This is a genomic window from Alphaproteobacteria bacterium HT1-32 (genome assembly GCA_009649675.1).
GTDB lineage: Bacteria > Pseudomonadota > Alphaproteobacteria > Rhodospirillales > HT1-32 > HT1-32.
The window spans coordinates 274,085-289,240 of the sequence record WJPL01000001.1 but is presented as its reverse complement, the minus strand read 5'-3'; the positions used below and the strand labels follow the sequence as shown (position 1 = coordinate 289,240).

14 protein-coding genes are annotated in these 15,156 nt (G+C 52.6%); 8 read left to right on the top strand and 6 right to left on the bottom strand.

The features are described 5' to 3' along the window. The first annotated feature begins 33 nt into the window (after nucleotides 1–33). Both GH722_01335 and GH722_01330 read left to right on the top strand, forming a co-directional pair. Nucleotides 34–1,032, top strand: coding sequence for a hypothetical protein (locus tag GH722_01335; GenBank protein MRG70398.1), 999 nt, complete (start codon nucleotides 34–36; stop codon nucleotides 1,030–1,032). Nucleotides 1,033–1,042: 10 nt separating this feature from the next. After that, nucleotides 1,043–2,947: a response regulator gene (locus tag GH722_01330; GenBank protein ID MRG70397.1), complete on the top strand. Its 1,905-nt coding sequence runs from the start codon at nucleotides 1,043–1,045 to the stop codon at nucleotides 2,945–2,947. Between the two features lie 54 nt (nucleotides 2,948–3,001). Here GH722_01330 and GH722_01325 read toward each other — a convergent pair whose 3' ends face one another. Continuing rightward, nucleotides 3,002–3,625, bottom strand: coding sequence for a LysE family translocator (locus tag GH722_01325; GenBank protein ID MRG70396.1), 624 nt, complete (start codon nucleotides 3,623–3,625; stop codon nucleotides 3,002–3,004). A 485-nt stretch (nucleotides 3,626–4,110) separates the two neighbouring features. Between GH722_01325 and GH722_01320 the strand changes: the two genes are divergently transcribed. Beyond that, a complete protein-coding gene (locus GH722_01320) occupies nucleotides 4,111–4,422 on the top strand; it encodes a hypothetical protein (GenBank protein MRG70395.1) in 312 nt (103 codons plus the stop codon). Beyond that, on the top strand, nucleotides 4,365–4,565 hold the full coding sequence (locus GH722_01315; protein MRG70394.1) for a KTSC domain-containing protein: 201 nt from the start codon (nucleotides 4,365–4,367) through the stop codon (nucleotides 4,563–4,565). The genes GH722_01320 and GH722_01315 overlap by 58 nt, the downstream gene beginning before the upstream one ends. A 203-nt stretch (nucleotides 4,566–4,768) precedes the next feature. Here GH722_01315 and GH722_01310 read toward each other — a convergent pair whose 3' ends face one another. Continuing rightward, nucleotides 4,769–4,933, bottom strand: a complete 165-nt coding sequence (locus GH722_01310; protein MRG70393.1) for a hypothetical protein — start codon at nucleotides 4,931–4,933, stop codon at nucleotides 4,769–4,771. On the opposite strand from GH722_01310, the gene GH722_01305 reads away from it, so the two are divergent. After that, nucleotides 4,932–5,678, top strand: a complete 747-nt coding sequence (locus GH722_01305) for a DUF3800 domain-containing protein (GenBank protein MRG70392.1) — start codon at nucleotides 4,932–4,934, stop codon at nucleotides 5,676–5,678. The two genes, GH722_01310 and GH722_01305, sit on opposite strands and share 2 nt — an antisense overlap. A gap of 89 nt (nucleotides 5,679–5,767) precedes the next feature. Here the strand turns inward: GH722_01305 and GH722_01300 are convergent, their stop codons facing one another. Then, a complete protein-coding gene (locus GH722_01300; protein MRG70391.1) occupies nucleotides 5,768–6,682 on the bottom strand; it encodes an IS1595 family transposase in 915 nt (304 codons plus the stop codon). Nucleotides 6,683–6,804: 122 nt separating this feature from the next. Here GH722_01300 and GH722_01295 point away from each other — a divergent pair, with 122 nt between their 5' ends. Next, on the top strand, nucleotides 6,805–8,238 hold the full coding sequence (locus tag GH722_01295; GenBank protein ID MRG70390.1) for a hypothetical protein: 1,434 nt from the start codon (nucleotides 6,805–6,807) through the stop codon (nucleotides 8,236–8,238). A gap of 223 nt (nucleotides 8,239–8,461) precedes the next feature. Next, nucleotides 8,462–10,126, top strand: coding sequence for a hypothetical protein (locus GH722_01290; protein MRG70389.1), 1,665 nt, complete (start codon nucleotides 8,462–8,464; stop codon nucleotides 10,124–10,126). A gap of 129 nt (nucleotides 10,127–10,255) precedes the next feature. On the opposite strand, the gene GH722_01285 is transcribed toward GH722_01290, so the two are convergent. The 3 genes from GH722_01285 to GH722_01275 all read right to left on the bottom strand — a co-directional run bounded on the left by GH722_01285 (nucleotide 10,256) and on the right by GH722_01275 (nucleotide 13,959). Beyond that, nucleotides 10,256–11,035 (bottom strand): hypothetical protein, encoded by a 780-nt coding sequence (locus GH722_01285; protein MRG70388.1) that lies wholly within the window; start codon nucleotides 11,033–11,035, stop codon nucleotides 10,256–10,258. Next, on the bottom strand, nucleotides 11,025–11,399 hold the full coding sequence (locus GH722_01280; protein ID MRG70387.1) for a hypothetical protein: 375 nt from the start codon (nucleotides 11,397–11,399) through the stop codon (nucleotides 11,025–11,027). Before GH722_01280 ends, GH722_01285 begins: the two co-directional genes overlap by 11 nt. 604 nt (nucleotides 11,400–12,003) lie before the next feature. Continuing rightward, a complete protein-coding gene (locus tag GH722_01275) occupies nucleotides 12,004–13,959 on the bottom strand; it encodes a hypothetical protein (GenBank protein ID MRG70386.1) in 1,956 nt (651 codons plus the stop codon). Between the two features lie 266 nt (nucleotides 13,960–14,225). On the opposite strand from GH722_01275, the gene GH722_01270 reads away from it, so the two are divergent. Next, a complete protein-coding gene (locus GH722_01270) occupies nucleotides 14,226–15,110 on the top strand; it encodes an amidohydrolase family protein (GenBank protein ID MRG70385.1) in 885 nt (294 codons plus the stop codon). Nucleotides 15,111–15,156 lie beyond the last annotated feature (46 nt).

The following is a 15,156-nucleotide window of genomic DNA, read 5'->3' as shown; positions in this document are numbered from 1 at the left end:
TGGGCTTTTTCGATAATTTCGTAGGTTGTAGGGATGGAAAGATCAAAAATTGTAAATTCTTTACTACCGACAACTTTATTTATATTTCTTTTATGTGCGTTTGTCTTTGCCGATCAGGCAGACGCCCGTTCCCGGGCTGACAAGGACAGGGTGATCGTCGGGGCGACACCTACTGCCATTTTGATCTGGCTGGCAAAAGACCTTGGTTATTTCGACGGCCTTCCCATTGAAATCGTACGGATGCAATCTGGTATTACGACGGGCCGGGCTGTTCTGGATGGCACAGTCGATATCGCCACATCATCTGATTTTGCGTTTACGGCTCTTGCATTGGAACGTGATGAACTCCGGCTGCTGGCCACATTGTCCTCAACGCAAACGGCCAGATTGATTGCGCGCCTGCCGGAACCGGCTTCCGGAGCGGAAAAGCTGCGCCAGTTACGATATGCTGTGACTAAAAACGGTATCGGACATTATTTCCTCTGGCAGTATCTTGCTCTCCACGGGCTGGAGCTAGCGGATGTTGATCTGACTTTTCTGCCTCCGGACGAGATCGTAGATGCTATGCGTGCCGACACGATCAACGCGGCCCTGACATGGGAGCCATATGTTGCACGCATTGAGAATGCGATTGAACCATTTGCGGTATATTTCAGAGACCAGCTCGATCAGTTCTACTATTTTTGTCTATATTCGACGAAATCCTGGATTGATCAGAATGAAGCTCTGGCAGGTAAATTTTTGCTGGCCATAAAACGTGCTGAAAAGTTTGCCCAGACATATCCGGAAGATTCCATAGACCGCCTGTCGAGAGCACTTCTCATAGACAGATCGATCATGACAGAGATATGGCGCAGCCATACTCTCCGGGCATTGCTCCCTCAGGATATTCCGTCAATTCTTGAACTGGCAACGGAGTGGCGGATGAAAGAGAAACTGACAAACAGAACCGCTATTCCGAACGTGCTCAACTTTATTGACACAAGGCCGCTTCGGGCCATTTCACCTGACTCCGTGCACATGTTGAAATGATCTGAGCGTTATGCGACTTCGTTCAAAGTTCTACAGTTCATATACTATCGTCGCGATCATCATGATGGCGGTCAGCACGGCGTTGTACATGACCACGAGAGATCTTGAAGAGTCCCGAGATATTCACGCTTCAGGCACAGAGATCCAGTCTCGTCTGGCTGTCATGAAGCAGCTGGCCTATGAGTATTCTCCCTTCAACGCGGCCCGGAGCAATCAGCAATGGGGAGGCATCGTTGACCGGTTGACAGTTCAGGCTCAATTCCTGAACGACCGCTCTCCTGTGAACAGGTCAGGGGTTAAAGAGCTTATAGCACGGCTTGAAGGCGCAGGAGATGTGTTTGAACAGTTGCAGCATCTTTACCGGAACGACAGACTTTCCGAACAGCGCAGAAAGATCGTCCTTGGAAAGCTGATTTCCATTCTGAATTCGGCAACAGCCCGTGCAGATGAGATTGTTGTGGACGCACGTTCGCGGGAAGAGGCTGCGGCTGACAGGGCCGTCTATATCATCCTCTGCATATTGGCGGTGATCCTTCTTTCCGGGGCCGGGATATTCAGGTCTATGGTTGTCCAGATTCTGCCGTCAGTTGACCGGATAATGAAGATCGCCGCGCGAATTGGCTCGGGAGATCTGAAGTCCGAGGTCAAGCCTCACAAGGACGACGAGTTTGGTGATATCGAGAAATCACTGGAAGCGATGCGCAGCAGTCTGGAGCGGTATCATCAGCAACTTGATGATTCCAGAAAGGAGGCAGAGGCCGCCAATGATGCAAAATCGCAGTTCCTGGCAAATATGAGTCATGAACTGCGAACCCCCCTCAATGCAGTTATCGGCTTTTCTGATATCCTGGCGATACAGGACCCGAAAATTTACAATCCCGGGAAAATCCGCGATTACGCCAGCAACATTTCTCAGGCAGGAAGGCATTTGCTGGAGTTGATCAACGACCTCCTTGATTTTGCAAAGATGGAGGCTGGGAAACTTGAACTTTCACAAGAGCCGTTCTCTATTTCCGATGAAATAGCAAATGTCAGCTCGGCGTTCGCGGTTCTTCTGCAGGAAAACATGGCCGAGCTGGAGGTTGTCGAAGACGGCTCAGACCCATTTGTGAATGGCGATCCCGTGCGCTTCCGTCAGGTTCTGTACAATCTCGTTTCAAATGCCGCCAAATTCGGCGCCGGCGGCAAAATCAGGATCGAAACGTCATCTGTTCAGCTTGAGAATAAGCGTGTTCAACTGAAGGTCACTGTGCAGGATTTCGGGATTGGTATTCCCGAAGACCGGCAAAATGCCATCTTTAATCCGTTCTCGCAGTCCGACAGTTCCATCACGCGACGGTTTGGCGGCACGGGCCTCGGGTTGCCAATTTCACGGACGCTGGCATTGCTGATGGGCGGTGATGTTACGGTAGAGAGCCAGCCCGGGGTTGGTTCCGTGTTCACGGCAACTTTTGTCTTTGATGACATCTCAAGTGAACGGGCTGGTATTCTGGCTGCCGGGAGCACGTCCAGCGGCCTTCCGGTCGAGCTTGGTCTGTCCGTCCTGGCGGTCGACGATGTGTCTTCCAATCGTGATGTGATCAAGAGCATGCTGACCGAGTTGGGATGCAGGCCCATTACCTTTGAAAAGGCATCGGATGCAATTGAATGGATCCGGGAAAACGATGTCGATGCCATACTGATGGATATCCATATGCCGGACGTAGATGGTATTACGGCTGCGTTAGCGATACAGAATCTGGGCTCTGAGAAAAGCAGCATTCCGATTTTTGCCTGGACAGCTGACATCACCAGCCGGGAGATACTTAAAGAAGCCGGCATCGATTGGGCAGGTACGCTTATAAAACCGGTAACCAGAGATGCGTTGTTGCTTGCCTTGCGCCGCGTCGGACATCCGGGACGTCAGCCTGAATAGCGCCGGCATCTGACAGGGAAGCCCGGGGCTCCCGCTTGCGGTAGTTTGTCCCGTTCAGTCACTTCCTGTCGTCGCGGCAAACCAGACGGCAATGACTATCAGTGCGAGTGAGAGAATACGCCGGGCGACCATGCGGCGTTTCCGGTCTTCCAGGAATAGCTGCGCCGTTCCGGCCAGCAGGACGAGCAGACTATGTATTGTCGTTGCGATCATGACATAGATGATGGTCAACGTGATGGCCTGAGTTATGGCTGACGGCGCGGGGGCGATGAATTTGGGCAGGATGGCCACGTAGAACACAGCAGCCTTCGGATTCAGAATATTGACGATTAGCCCGCGTCTGAAGAACTTTGCCGGATAAACAGGATTACTGGTTTTGCCGGAGGACATCTGAGCGTCTTCCCGCCATGCATCCCAGGCCAGCCAGAGCAGATAGACAACACCGCCCCATCTGAGAATCTGATAGGCGAGAGGTGAGTTCGAAACCAGCGTGGCGATACCAAGCGCTGCGGCAAGTCCGACAACGAAAAGCCCTGTCGCGATACCTGTTGTTGCAGCAAACCCTGCCTTGCGGCCTTCCGAAGCGCTCAAAACTGCCAGGTAAGCCATGTTCGGCCCTGGTGTGATCTCGATAATCAGGCAGGTCAGAAGAAACGGCAGAAGGATAGCCAGAGACATGGTCAGTTTTCTGTTCCGGGTTTTTCAATCAACTTCAAACTAAGTACATCTTTACTGTCTGGTCTGCACGGGCTGCGGGCGGTTCGTCGGGCAAGTCCGGGAGGCTGGACGTTTCGTCAATCCGATCTCTGTCAGGCAGCGTAGCTGTCGCCTGAAAAACAGCTGATGTTTGCGTATTGCAAGTAATTGTCAGTAATTTATTACGCTTGGAAATAAGACATTGAAATACGAGCTTTGCTCGTGTTTTCTATTCATAGTCTCCTGTAAGAAAGATCAGAGTCCTGCGGCATGAATAGCCGTCAGCTTGAGGGATTGATCATGGTGCCTGATTTTTCAGTTTTTGTCTCCCTCGTCAATAATATATCAATATTCATTGTCCTGATTGCTGGTTACGCCTACTTCAGTACTTATCTGCCCAAAAGTATTGATCCGCGTATGAGAGATGTCCTGCAGGGGTGTTTTTCGGGCTTATTACAATTGGTGCCATGCATATCTTCATCCCGATTGCCGAAGGTGTCAGGGTGGACCAGAGAAACGCCATCATTACTTTGGCCGGAGCATTTGGCGGACCTGTAACTGCGATTGTCTGTGCAATATTTGCCGGTACTTATCGTGTTTATCTGGGTGGGGCGGGGGCGCTGGCCGGTGTTGTGGCGTTTGTATACTTTGCACACCCATTGACTCATGGTTGCATCGGAGTCAGATTTTCTCCTGATATAAATCCAATCGGGAGACGAATGTGCCTTATGTCGATTCCACCGCCATCACTCGCATTGAGCATGACAGCAAAACTCTAGTTTTGTCGATTTGGTTCACTGACAATCCGGACCGGTACGATTACTACGGTGTGCCGGAGAGCGTGTATAAAGCATTCCTTCAAGCACGGTCAAAGGGCACTTTCTTCAATGACCATATCCGGGACCAGTACAGCGCACGCTAGTCCCAATTTAGAGTGGCGGTTAACGGGCCGCAATGCTCCAGCACTGGCTTATCATTTATGAGAACAACAACGCTGTCCGTAAGGCCGCATGATGCGCTTTTGCATCCTTCGCGTCGGGATAACTCTGCCTGAAGGGCTTTCGTTGTTACCCGGTTGATGTCGATGGATTCAGACATGCTATTCCCCTAACGAAAAACCCCGGCTCACTTGTCCGGGGTTTCTTTCTCTTGTTTCGGTTTCTGTTCGGCTATTCGCCGTAAACTAAGCTCAAATGCGTCTTCACTCTCATCCGCTTCTAATTCGCGAGCGGCTTCAACGAACTTGTCTGATTGACTCTTCTCCGAAGTCTTTGCTCTCTTATCACCCATGATAAACTCCAATAAAATCCACTTTTACTGTGACAGCAGCAGCCATCGAAATAGTCAATATATGGTCGCAGGCGGAATTGCGATCCGCCAGGGTAGGCTTGCTGAGATAAGTCAAAAAATTCTAGACATCAAAGCTTCTGGTAACATTGGAAGTGAGTTCAAATGGTCTGGCTACCGTGGCGGTTATCGCAGACAGGCATATGAAGATCTTATCGATCTCTGCTTCTCGCTGGCTGAACAAAAGCAGGCTGCGCTCCATTGGATTATCGCTGATTTCGGATCTTTCGCACACAAAACAAATGATGATGGAAGCCCGGAGTCTAGTGTCAACAGAATGTACTTCCAGCTTTGCCTACACCGCTTGTGTAAATTCTACGGCAAGGCTTGCGGGGTATATGTCTACCCAGACAATGGTAATGACTCCGCTGAGTTGATTGGGTTTCGTGACGTCCTCTGCGCAAGGGCATATAAAACATATAAAACCAAACCAAACTGTGTACGCGACATAAAAGCACTGACATCCCATACAGAACCACTGATTCAAATGGCCGACGTCGTGACGGGTGCCATCGCGGCACTACGAAACCAACGACAACTCAAGGCACCGAAAGCTAACCTTGCACAGTACGTTCTGGATCGTTCTGGGCACCCAGACTGGTCAACAGACACTCTCCACACAGCGCGCTTTATGACTGTCTGGAACTTTCAACATCAAGAAAGAAATCCCCACCGCCCTAGACCCTGAGAGGATCACGGCTAGCGCGGCCAGCGTATTCAGACGATGGGGATTCCATAGAGTGTGTCCCTTTCGGATTCACACGTCAATCACGCCTTTTAAGTAGCTGTTTGATACGTCAATCGCTTACCAACGATACCCCGCAGCGCCTCAACGCTACGCTTTGCATCATCAAAACCCAGAGCCGACCGCGTGTTATAGCGGAAATCAAATTCACCCAGATACCGCTTCAAATGCTGCTGGCTGACATGCTGGAACACGCCGGTTATGCCGCGCTTGAGGATCGAGAAATAACCCTCAACCGTGTTTGTGTGCATGAAACCACCGTGGCGCACATATTCGTTGATCGAGTGATTGACGGTGCCATGACCGGCATACTCTCGACCAGCACCGCGATAAACCTTTGCCTCGTCAGTCATCAGGAACGACTTACGGTCGATCTGCGTTACCAGCACCGGGCGAAGGTTCTTTGCAGTTACGCTCGGCATATGGAACGAGCGAACCTTGCCTTCACGCTCCACCAGAGCAACCACCGGCTCTTTCTTCGGCGGGGCCTTGTAGGCGCGGTTCTTAGCCTTGCCACCAACATAGGTCTCGTCAGCTTCAACAACCTTGTTCTCGCCACCCAGACCGCCGTCAAAGTCACCTTCACGCATTGCCTCGCGGATACGGTGAGCGAGAAACCATGCGGACTTGTAGGTGATCTCCAGCGTGCGGTGAAGCTGGTGAGCGCTGATACCCTTCTTGCTGCTCGTCATCAGATAGACAGCCTGTAACATCTTGTGCAGCGGGATACGGCCATGCTCAAACACAGTGCCAACCTTTACCGTGAACTGCTTGCGACAGGCGTAGCATTTCCAAAGTCCGATGCGGTGGGACTTGCCCTGCATCTTGTTAGAACGACCGATGACACCGCAGTGAGGGCAGTGAGCGCCGTCCGGCCAGAGAATGCTCTCTAGATAGTCGAAGGCTGCTGCTTCATCGTGAAAGTAGGTCTTGGATAGTATCGACATGGTAAGGCTCTGATTCCGTTTGATGAATCAAGATACCTTCCGAGTCTGGGTTTGTAAAGTATATTATCGCCGGTGTTGTCGCAGCCTTTCTGGCTGCTTCCGTCGGTATATTCCTGTATCGAATGAGGGACGGGAATGATTCTGCGCTGAAGATCGCCTTTGGTGCGATTCTCGCAATTATCGTAATCATTCCCAGCTTTCTGGTAATTGTCGATCTTGAAACGGGATGGTCGATCCTCAAACGGATGTTTGTGCCGTGGGGCAGCGCCATGTTTATCGGACTGTTTTTTGGCGGACTGATGCTTGCCCGCGAGGATCTCCGGCTGAAGGTAGAGAATGAAATAACCCGTAGTGAGGCGCGCTTTAAAAATCTGTTCGAAAGTTCGGAGATTTCAATCTGGAACGCTGATCTTCTGGCGGCTTTCAGGGAGCTGAAGCGTCTCAGGAAAGAAGGGGTAAAGGATTTTCGTCAGCATGTTCAGGAGAACCATCATCTGGTTGCAGACCTGGCGCGTATGATTTCGGTAAACAATGTAAATCCTGCGTCACTGACATTGTTTAAATTCAGAAATGAGAAGGAACTCATATCATCTATCAGTCGCCTGTTTAGCCCGGATTATCATGAGTTCTGTCTGAATGTTTTTTGTGCGATCTGGGATGGCGAGAAACATTACCGGACCGAGACATTGATGCGGGCCAGCGATGGTGAAGAACTGACAGTGATCATTTTTTTACCGCTGCCGGATACAGAAGAACTGATTCAGAATACGCCGGTCGGAATTCTCGATATATCAGACCGTAAACGGGCAGAGCAGAGCCGTGATCTGGCCCTGCAGGACGCAGAGCGGGCAAATGAGGCCAAGTCCCAGTTTCTTGCGACCATGAGTCACGAGTTGCGAACGCCCCTGAACGCCATTCTCGGATTTTCCGATATCATTAGTAAACAATATTTCGGGCCGGCAGACGAGGGCGGGAAGTATGTGGAATACGCGAAAGACATTCACTTCAGTGGTGAATTGTTGCTGGAGCTGGTCAATGACCTCCTCGACATTTCAACCATTGAAGCTGGCCGTAAATCACTGACACTGACGCAGGTCGAAATACGGGATCTTATTTCTGAGAGTCTGAAAATCATAGAACAGAAAGCGAAGGCCCATGGCATAGATTTACTGACGGAAATTCCGCAGGATATCCCGCCGCTTTATGCCGACAGACGGGCGCTTCTGCAGGTTCTGTTAAATCTGTTGTCGAACGCTATCAAATTCACACCGGAAGGCGGCTCTGTTACCGTCAGAGTGAATGTCAATTTGCCGGAAACCGAGGTTGTCATTCGTGATACGGGATGCGGTATTCCGGCCGAAAATCTGCAAGAGGTCATGAATCCGTTTGTCCGGACGGAATCCGATCCTCACAAGTCCCAGGAAGGCTGGGGCCTTGGTCTGGCAATTGCCAAGTCCCTGATTGAACTGCATGACGGCAAGCTTGAACTGGAAAGCAACGTCGGGGAAGGCACTGCTGTCCGCATCAGGTTTGCAGCCCCTGCTTCCCGACACTGATTTCCAAGCCGCCGGTTGCCTCTGCCTGTAACCGTCGAGGTGGTTTGTCAGCAAAAGTTCTTCTGAGACAAAGGATGCGCTGCGATTCCGGACGCTGCGACTCATGCCGAAACTCGTCTTGGAAAATACTGTCCTGACCCTGTGGGCGGAGACGGTCAGGTGATCGTCGATAAATCCAGCGACTTGAAAAAAAAGGAATTCACCCTATAAAAATAATGGTTATATGCCCGTGAATATTTCCAGGCATCAGAGAAAAAAATTAGCAACATTCGTTGCTGATCATAAAATAACCCAAGGTAAATATCACATGAAGAAGGTAATAATTGGCCTCGTTTGCCTCATCATTTTGGCGGGCGGTGGATTCTATTATTTCTTTTTCCTCAAGGAAGAAGAAAATGTTCGTGCGGCCAGTAACCCGCCGAGCGTTCAGCCGTTCAAGGAAATGACGATGAATTTTACCCATGAACCGGCTGAGGGGCGCTTTCCGTTCACCGGCGGTGCAGCCATAGATATTGACGGTGATGGCATCATGGAAATTTTCGTATCCGGATCCCGGGGACAGGGCGGAGTGATCCTCGCCTATCGTGATGGTAAAATGATCGACATCACCAGTGAGACCGGCTTGTCCATCGACGAGGCAGCGTTCGGTGCTGTTTCCATCGATATCGAAAACGATGGCGACACAGACCTCGTTATCGCGCAACAGGATGGGGCGTGGGTCTACGTTAATGACAACGGCAAATTTACCGGCACTCGGATAGACGCCGATTATCCGACGAATTCCTTTTCCACCGCGATCAGCCTTGCTGATTTGAACGGCGACGATTTGCCCGATCTTTATGTCACCAATTTCGTCGACGGTGCCAATTTCGTCACTGCTACCTTCAACGACCCTGATCATGCCAAGGCGAATATCATGTTGCTGAACAACGGCAACGGTACTTTCCAGGATGTTACCGGACGTACCGGAACCGCCGGGGTGCAGAATTCGTTTCTGAGTGTCTTCGTGGACCTGGATAATGATGGTAAACAGGATCTGGTCGTTGCCAACAACACCGGGCCGTTGGAAATCTGGAAAAATAACGGCGATCTTGACTTCCAGCCGATAGCTTACAATCCGGGGCTGGGTTACTGGATGGGTCTGGGCGTCGGCGATTTGGACAAGGATGGCGATCAGGATTTGTTCGTCTCCAACATCGGATCATCCATTCCTGAAGACCTTGTGCGCGGCGACTTGCGGGAAGATCAGAAACTCAATCTGGAGTGGTTGATCCTGCGCAACGACGGCGACATGCGGTTCACTGACGTTACCGCCGATTATGATCTGGATGGCTATGGCTTTGCCTGGGGCGGTGTGTTTGAAGACCTGAATCTGGATGGCGAACTGGATTTCATGGTCGCACAGAATTACATCAAATGGCCGGGGCATAACGTTAACAAGCTGCCCAACAAGGCGTTCCTGCAACTGGACCAGGACAACAAGAAAGGGTTCTATCATCTCGACGAACTGGGACTGAACAATCCCTATTACGGTCAGTCACCGCTGATCGCCGACGTTAACGGTGATGGCAAACCGGATGTGTTCTGGATCAATATGGCCGGGCCGGTACGCGGGTTCCTGAACCAGAGCAATGGACAGACTGTCAAAGTTCTGGTGCCGGACCAGGCCGGTTATCTCGGGGCGACATTGGTCCTCGAAATGTCGAAGGGTAACTCCTATACCAAGCAGATTGTTGCGGGTGTCGGCATGGGTACCGACCAGACGCCGAACGTGTTCTTCGCCATTCCGGCAGGTGAAACACCGAAGGCGTTGCAGGTGACCAGGCTGAACGGTGAAAAACGTACCTTCACAAACCCCAAGGGGGGCGATGTGATCGATCTGCGCTGATCACTTGATACTTCTTGGTCTCCCTCCGGCGTCATGATGACGCCGGAGGGAGAAGAAATATAAAGAACGCTCGTCGCATCAAGCGCGGGCGTTTTTTTCTTGCATGAGTGGTCTCAAATCAGTGCGACGTCAGCGATTCAGGAGGGCAGGAACCAGAGGCGGCAGACCAGTACCGCCACGTACCGCCGGTTCGAGCGTCCGCATCCAGCGCAGGACGTTGGCATGTGCGATATAATCATCCATGCCTCTCAACCCCAGCAAATATGGCCCGGCGATTAACGCCCACGCGCCGATATCCGCGAGCGAGGGCGTGTTGGTCTCGGCTATGAAATCGCGGTCGCGCAATTTCCTGTCCAGAGCTGACAACACTGTGGCGCGGTACGCTTCAGCGCTGGCAGAACTCGCCAATGGTGCCACCATCCGCCGGATGAAACCGGCCCGGTTAATGAAAAGCGGCCACAGATATCGCAACCCAAACGGCAAGCCGCCCGGTGTGGTGTAATCGACGCAATAGCCGAGACGCAGCGTATCGGCAATTGTGCGAGGCAAATTGCCGGGTGCCGTTAAGCGTGGATGGACGCGGTAAAAGATCGCTGGGATCAGGACGTCTGTGATCCATGTGTCTGCTGAATGCACGGATGCAGCAGCGGTCGGGTCATCGGGCATCAACTGTGGTGTATCCGGGAATGCCTCGTCCAGCCAGATGCCAATCGGTGATGAATCTGCTCGCACCTCGCCATCGATTTCCAATACCGGTACAGCACGGCCCATCGGCAGGTCTTTTTCCGGATGGATCGGGTTGACGTACACAAGCTCGAACGGAATTTGTTTGTACAGCAAATATCCATGCACTTTCATTCCGTAAGGGCTGGAGACATAAGTATAAAACCTGACCGATTTACGGGGCATTGTGACCCCCGGCGTTTTCCTGACGCTCCTTTTCCATATAATGGGCCACGTATTCACTGTGGCTGAACCTGCGATTCTCCGTTCCTTGTAATGGGCGCGTCTTGGCCAGCGTATCGCTGATGACGGCGATGCGTGAACCGGCTTTTCGTTCCAGCCATGCAACGATGCGATCCAATCGCGTCATCCGGCTACGTGCCCACTGAACGCAGAGGCGTGCTTTCGGGCTGGCATAAATCAGCAGTGCTAATCCGAGTGCCATGAGCAGGGTTCCGCCGGGAATTGGCGTTACCATTGAAACCGCGCCAAAAAAAATCACGATAAGGGCGAGGATGGTTAAAACACGGCACTTCAGAGTGGTTCTCATAAGTTTGGGTATTCCTTCTTTGACGGGCGACACCACCTCGCTGAACCGATGTCCGGTCACATTTGATTGTCGCGCAACAAGAAATGTTTCCCGGTTATCTCAGCGATGGATAAGACCGGTTACAGACTTCCGTTGGTATTGGGTCGTGATCAGGGGCGGGCCAGACGTTATTCAATTCCCGGGTCTGCTTCGTATCATCATCCGCAAGCACCAGATGCTGGTCTATGTCGTCAATCAGCATACGGCTGCCAAATGGCAAAAGATTTCGCCGGTTTCGTACCAATAATAGAAATGGGGCAGGAATACCTGTCCCATGACCGGAGAGTGTCTTTTCGATTAGATAGAAAGTTAAAGCTAACAGACATTAAGGCGGACTGAAAGCGGCCCCGTATCCGCAATATGTGCAGGCTCTGTGAAGGTGAAGAACAGTATACCGTCAGGCCAATCATAAAATGACGAAGGAAGTGCAGTATTTCAGCAAACCGTCCAGAATGGAGAAAGCCCCTTCTGGACGCTTTGCGCTTACGTTTTAAACTATGAGGAGATCATTCAGCTGTCCCGGTTCTGCGGTGCAGGGGGGCGAAATGATTGTACCTCCTCTCCGCTATCGTACCCGGTCCAGTCGCTCCTCGTGGGTTGATCCGTCAACTCTTGTCCAGAGAATAGCGGCGCAGTTGTTGTTGCGGACATAGGATCTGAGCTCCGTCCGGTCGCGAAAATACATGTCGACTGTGCCCTGACGTGTCTGCCGGTACTTCCATTCGATCAGTTCGTTGCTGGCCTGTGGCTCGCCCTGTTCAAAGAACAGACCGGCGAGATGGTTGGTTCGCTGCTTACCGATGGCGCGCAGTTTCTCCAGTTCTCCGCGGCTGACTGACTGCATCCGGATGACGGCGCCGATGATCGCGCCTTCATGAGCGTCGATGACATCAACATCGGGATCGCCGGTACATTTCTTCACCCGGTAGGGAGAAAGCATCGGCAGGCGGACCAGCTTTACCGCTGTGCACTTGACCTCGTGGATGCGGGTTGAATCAAAGGCGCCGCCCGGGTCGCAATGGGCGATGTCTTTCGACAGCGACGTGATGCTGCTGGCGGCCTGATAGGCCGCGATCATGGGGCCTTTCGGTGCTGTAACCTTCGCGGCCTGCTGACCTGAACTGCTGTTGTTGTTACCTGTGCTGCCGGATGATGAACCGGAAGACGCGGTGTTCGGGGTGGCGCTTCTGGCTGTTGCGGACAACTGGTTCCGTTGTGTCTGCAACTTGCGACGGTGGTTCTCGACCCCTTGGGCCTGCAGTCGGGCGACACGGCTGGCGGCGGCATCATGACGTTGTTGCAGACTGCTTTGCAGGCCCTGAAGCCCGGCCATCAGCCCCTGCATCTGGGCGCGCTGTTGTTGTTGGGCACGGCGGGTCTGTGCGCGTTTTCGGGCCGTGTAGTCGCCGCCCTCGAACAGGTAATCCGCCCGGTTCAGGGCTGTGCGGATGTATGCTGTGGCATCCCGGGACTGGGCATGGGCATCCTTGAGCGAGAAACGTTTGATACCATGGGTTTTTTCAAACAGGGCAGCTTCTTCCTCCGACAGTTGCTCGTAGCGGTCGGCGAGGGCGCCCGGATCGTAGTTTGCCAGTACCTTGTTTAGACAATCGGCACGTCGCAGGGATTTTTCAGCTTCGTCATAGAAGGTCTGGGCTGGGTGGTAGTTGTATTCCAGTCTGTAGGGCAGGGCAGGGCATTTTGCCTTGTTGTAAATGCCTTCAAATGTCAGCGGCTCCAGTTCAAGAGCGACAAACTGCTTGTAGGCCTTGTTGTCGTTCTGGGCGGCGCGCATTTTTGCCTTATCTTCAAAAATGGCTGCATCCATTGCAGCGAAATGTTGCTCATAGGCAGCCTGAGGGTTCTTGAGGGCTGCTATTGCTGCATCCCCGTGGAGAGTCCGCTGCGCATGCCAGCTGGTGTTTGCTTTATAATTCACAGACGTCACATCAAGTTGCCAGGGCTTCATATGAACACCCGCAGCGATATTGTCGTGGAAAGCCTTTAGGGTTTTGAGCCGGTCGTTCCGGATGTTTTCGTAGACCTTGCCAAAGATGTAGGGATCAGTTCCCAGTGACGTGATGTTGTAGTGGACGCCACTCCACATCCAGTCTGTTACGTAATAAGACCGTCCGTCCGGGCCGGTTTCCTTCTTCGCATCGTCAAAGCTGATATCCCGTAGAATTGTGGAATAACCCGATCGTCCGTTGAACCAGACCTTGATTTCAACGTTGTAGAGTTTGTTCAGGTCGAACCTGCGGTCGGGGAGCGGAGCATAGGCGACCTGATAGATGAAATTGTTGCCATTAAGCCGGACGCGCACCTGCACCGGACCGCCATCTTTAGGACAGCCATTGCATCGCTGGTAGGGGAGGGCCCCCGTCAGGTTGTCGAAGAGGATAAATTCATCTGCCGCCGGCGGGGCCTTTCCGATAGGCTGGGAGGGGATGTGGTTTTCTGTCGTCTGACAGGCGGACAGCAGTGCGGCCATGCCAATGGCCAAAGTGAACAGGCGAAACATGTCAGGGAAGATCCTTAGGGCAGGTGAACAATGACTGGCAGGCGCGTACCTGAATGAAATTATGCCGCAGGGTTTTCCGATGAACAAGTGGCGGGAATGCTGGATTTTTGGTCCATTTGGTTGCGTTTGAGAGATGCGGGCCATGACCAGCCGGTACTCTTTACCCTGTCTGTCGCCATCTTGTTGGTTCCCGGTTTCTCGACGTCCGGTAAGAGGGTATTGATGTACCTGTATGCTGTCTCTGACATTGCCCGGAGTATCAGACGATGAATGACCCCTATCCCTTTTGTCAGGCTCCGGACCCGGAGCCTCGGCCGGTGTCGTTCGATGTTCCGGCCGGTGCTGTGGATTGCCATGCGCATGTGTTCGGGCCGGAGAGCCGGTATCCTTATTCGCCGTCGAGGGGATATACGCCACCTGACGCTTCTCTGGAGACATTACTGAAGCTGCACCGGACCCTTGGTGGCATAGAGCGGGTTGTCCTGACCCAGCCCAGTGTCTATGGCACGGATAATACCTGCATGATGGATGCCGCAGCCAGTCTGGGTGAACGCTGCCGTTCCGTGGTGGCGCTGGGGCCTGATGTGACGGACAACGAGCTTGAGGCGCTGCATGAGCAGGGGGCGTGCGGTGTCCGCGTTAATCTGGTCGACAAGGGGGGGATGCCATTTGATGGCATTGATGAGGTGCGGCGTTTTACGGAACGGATAAAGGATCTGGGCTGGCACCTGGAAGTTCTGATCCACGTTCATGAGTTCGAGGACCTCCGTGCGACCCTGAACAGCATGGCGGTTGATGTCTGCGTCGGTCATCTCGGCTATATGAAAACCGAACATGGGCTCGACCATCCGGGGTTTCAGGACTTTCTAAATCTGCTGCGAGACGGGAACTGCTGGGTAAAACTATCGGGATCCTACCGTATCGCAGCGCCAGGCCTGCCGCCCTACAGGGATGTGGAGCCGTTTGCCAGAGCCCTGATCGGGGCTAATGCGGAGCGGATTCTCTGGGGGACTGACTGGCCGCATCCGGTGTTCAGGGGCGCCATGCCGAATGACGGGGCGCTGGCCGAACAACTGGCAGTCTGGGCACCCGATGAAGCGTTGAGGAACAGAATACTGGTTGATAATCCATCGGTGCTCTACGGATTTTAGATGGCAGATTCTACGGAAGGGCCATTCTTCCGGGAAAAAAGCGCGA

Excerpts from the sequence above, each read along its gene's own strand:
- GH722_01320 (MRG70395.1), top strand. The coding sequence starts at position 4,111 with ATGCATATCTTCATCCCGATTGCCGAAGGTGTCAGGGTGGACCAGAGA.
- GH722_01285 (MRG70388.1), bottom strand. The coding sequence starts at position 11,035 with ATGCCCCGTAAATCGGTCAGGTTTTATACTTATGTCTCCAGCCCTTAC.
- GH722_01335 (MRG70398.1), top strand. The coding sequence starts at position 34 with ATGGAAAGATCAAAAATTGTAAATTCTTTACTACCGACAACTTTATTT.
- GH722_01270 (MRG70385.1), top strand. The coding sequence starts at position 14,226 with ATGAATGACCCCTATCCCTTTTGTCAGGCTCCGGACCCGGAGCCTCGG.
- GH722_01330 (MRG70397.1), top strand. The coding sequence starts at position 1,043 with ATGCGACTTCGTTCAAAGTTCTACAGTTCATATACTATCGTCGCGATC.
- GH722_01290 (MRG70389.1), top strand. The coding sequence starts at position 8,462 with ATGCCCGTGAATATTTCCAGGCATCAGAGAAAAAAATTAGCAACATTC.
- GH722_01275 (MRG70386.1), bottom strand. The coding sequence starts at position 13,959 with ATGTTTCGCCTGTTCACTTTGGCCATTGGCATGGCCGCACTGCTGTCC.
- GH722_01310 (MRG70393.1), bottom strand. The coding sequence starts at position 4,933 with ATGGGTGATAAGAGAGCAAAGACTTCGGAGAAGAGTCAATCAGACAAG.
- GH722_01280 (MRG70387.1), bottom strand. The coding sequence starts at position 11,399 with ATGAGAACCACTCTGAAGTGCCGTGTTTTAACCATCCTCGCCCTTATC.
- GH722_01325 (MRG70396.1), bottom strand. The coding sequence starts at position 3,625 with ATGTCTCTGGCTATCCTTCTGCCGTTTCTTCTGACCTGCCTGATTATC.
- GH722_01300 (MRG70391.1), bottom strand. The coding sequence starts at position 6,682 with ATGTCGATACTATCCAAGACCTACTTTCACGATGAAGCAGCAGCCTTC.
- GH722_01305 (MRG70392.1), top strand. The coding sequence starts at position 4,932 with ATGATAAACTCCAATAAAATCCACTTTTACTGTGACAGCAGCAGCCAT.
- GH722_01295 (MRG70390.1), top strand. The coding sequence starts at position 6,805 with ATGAGGGACGGGAATGATTCTGCGCTGAAGATCGCCTTTGGTGCGATT.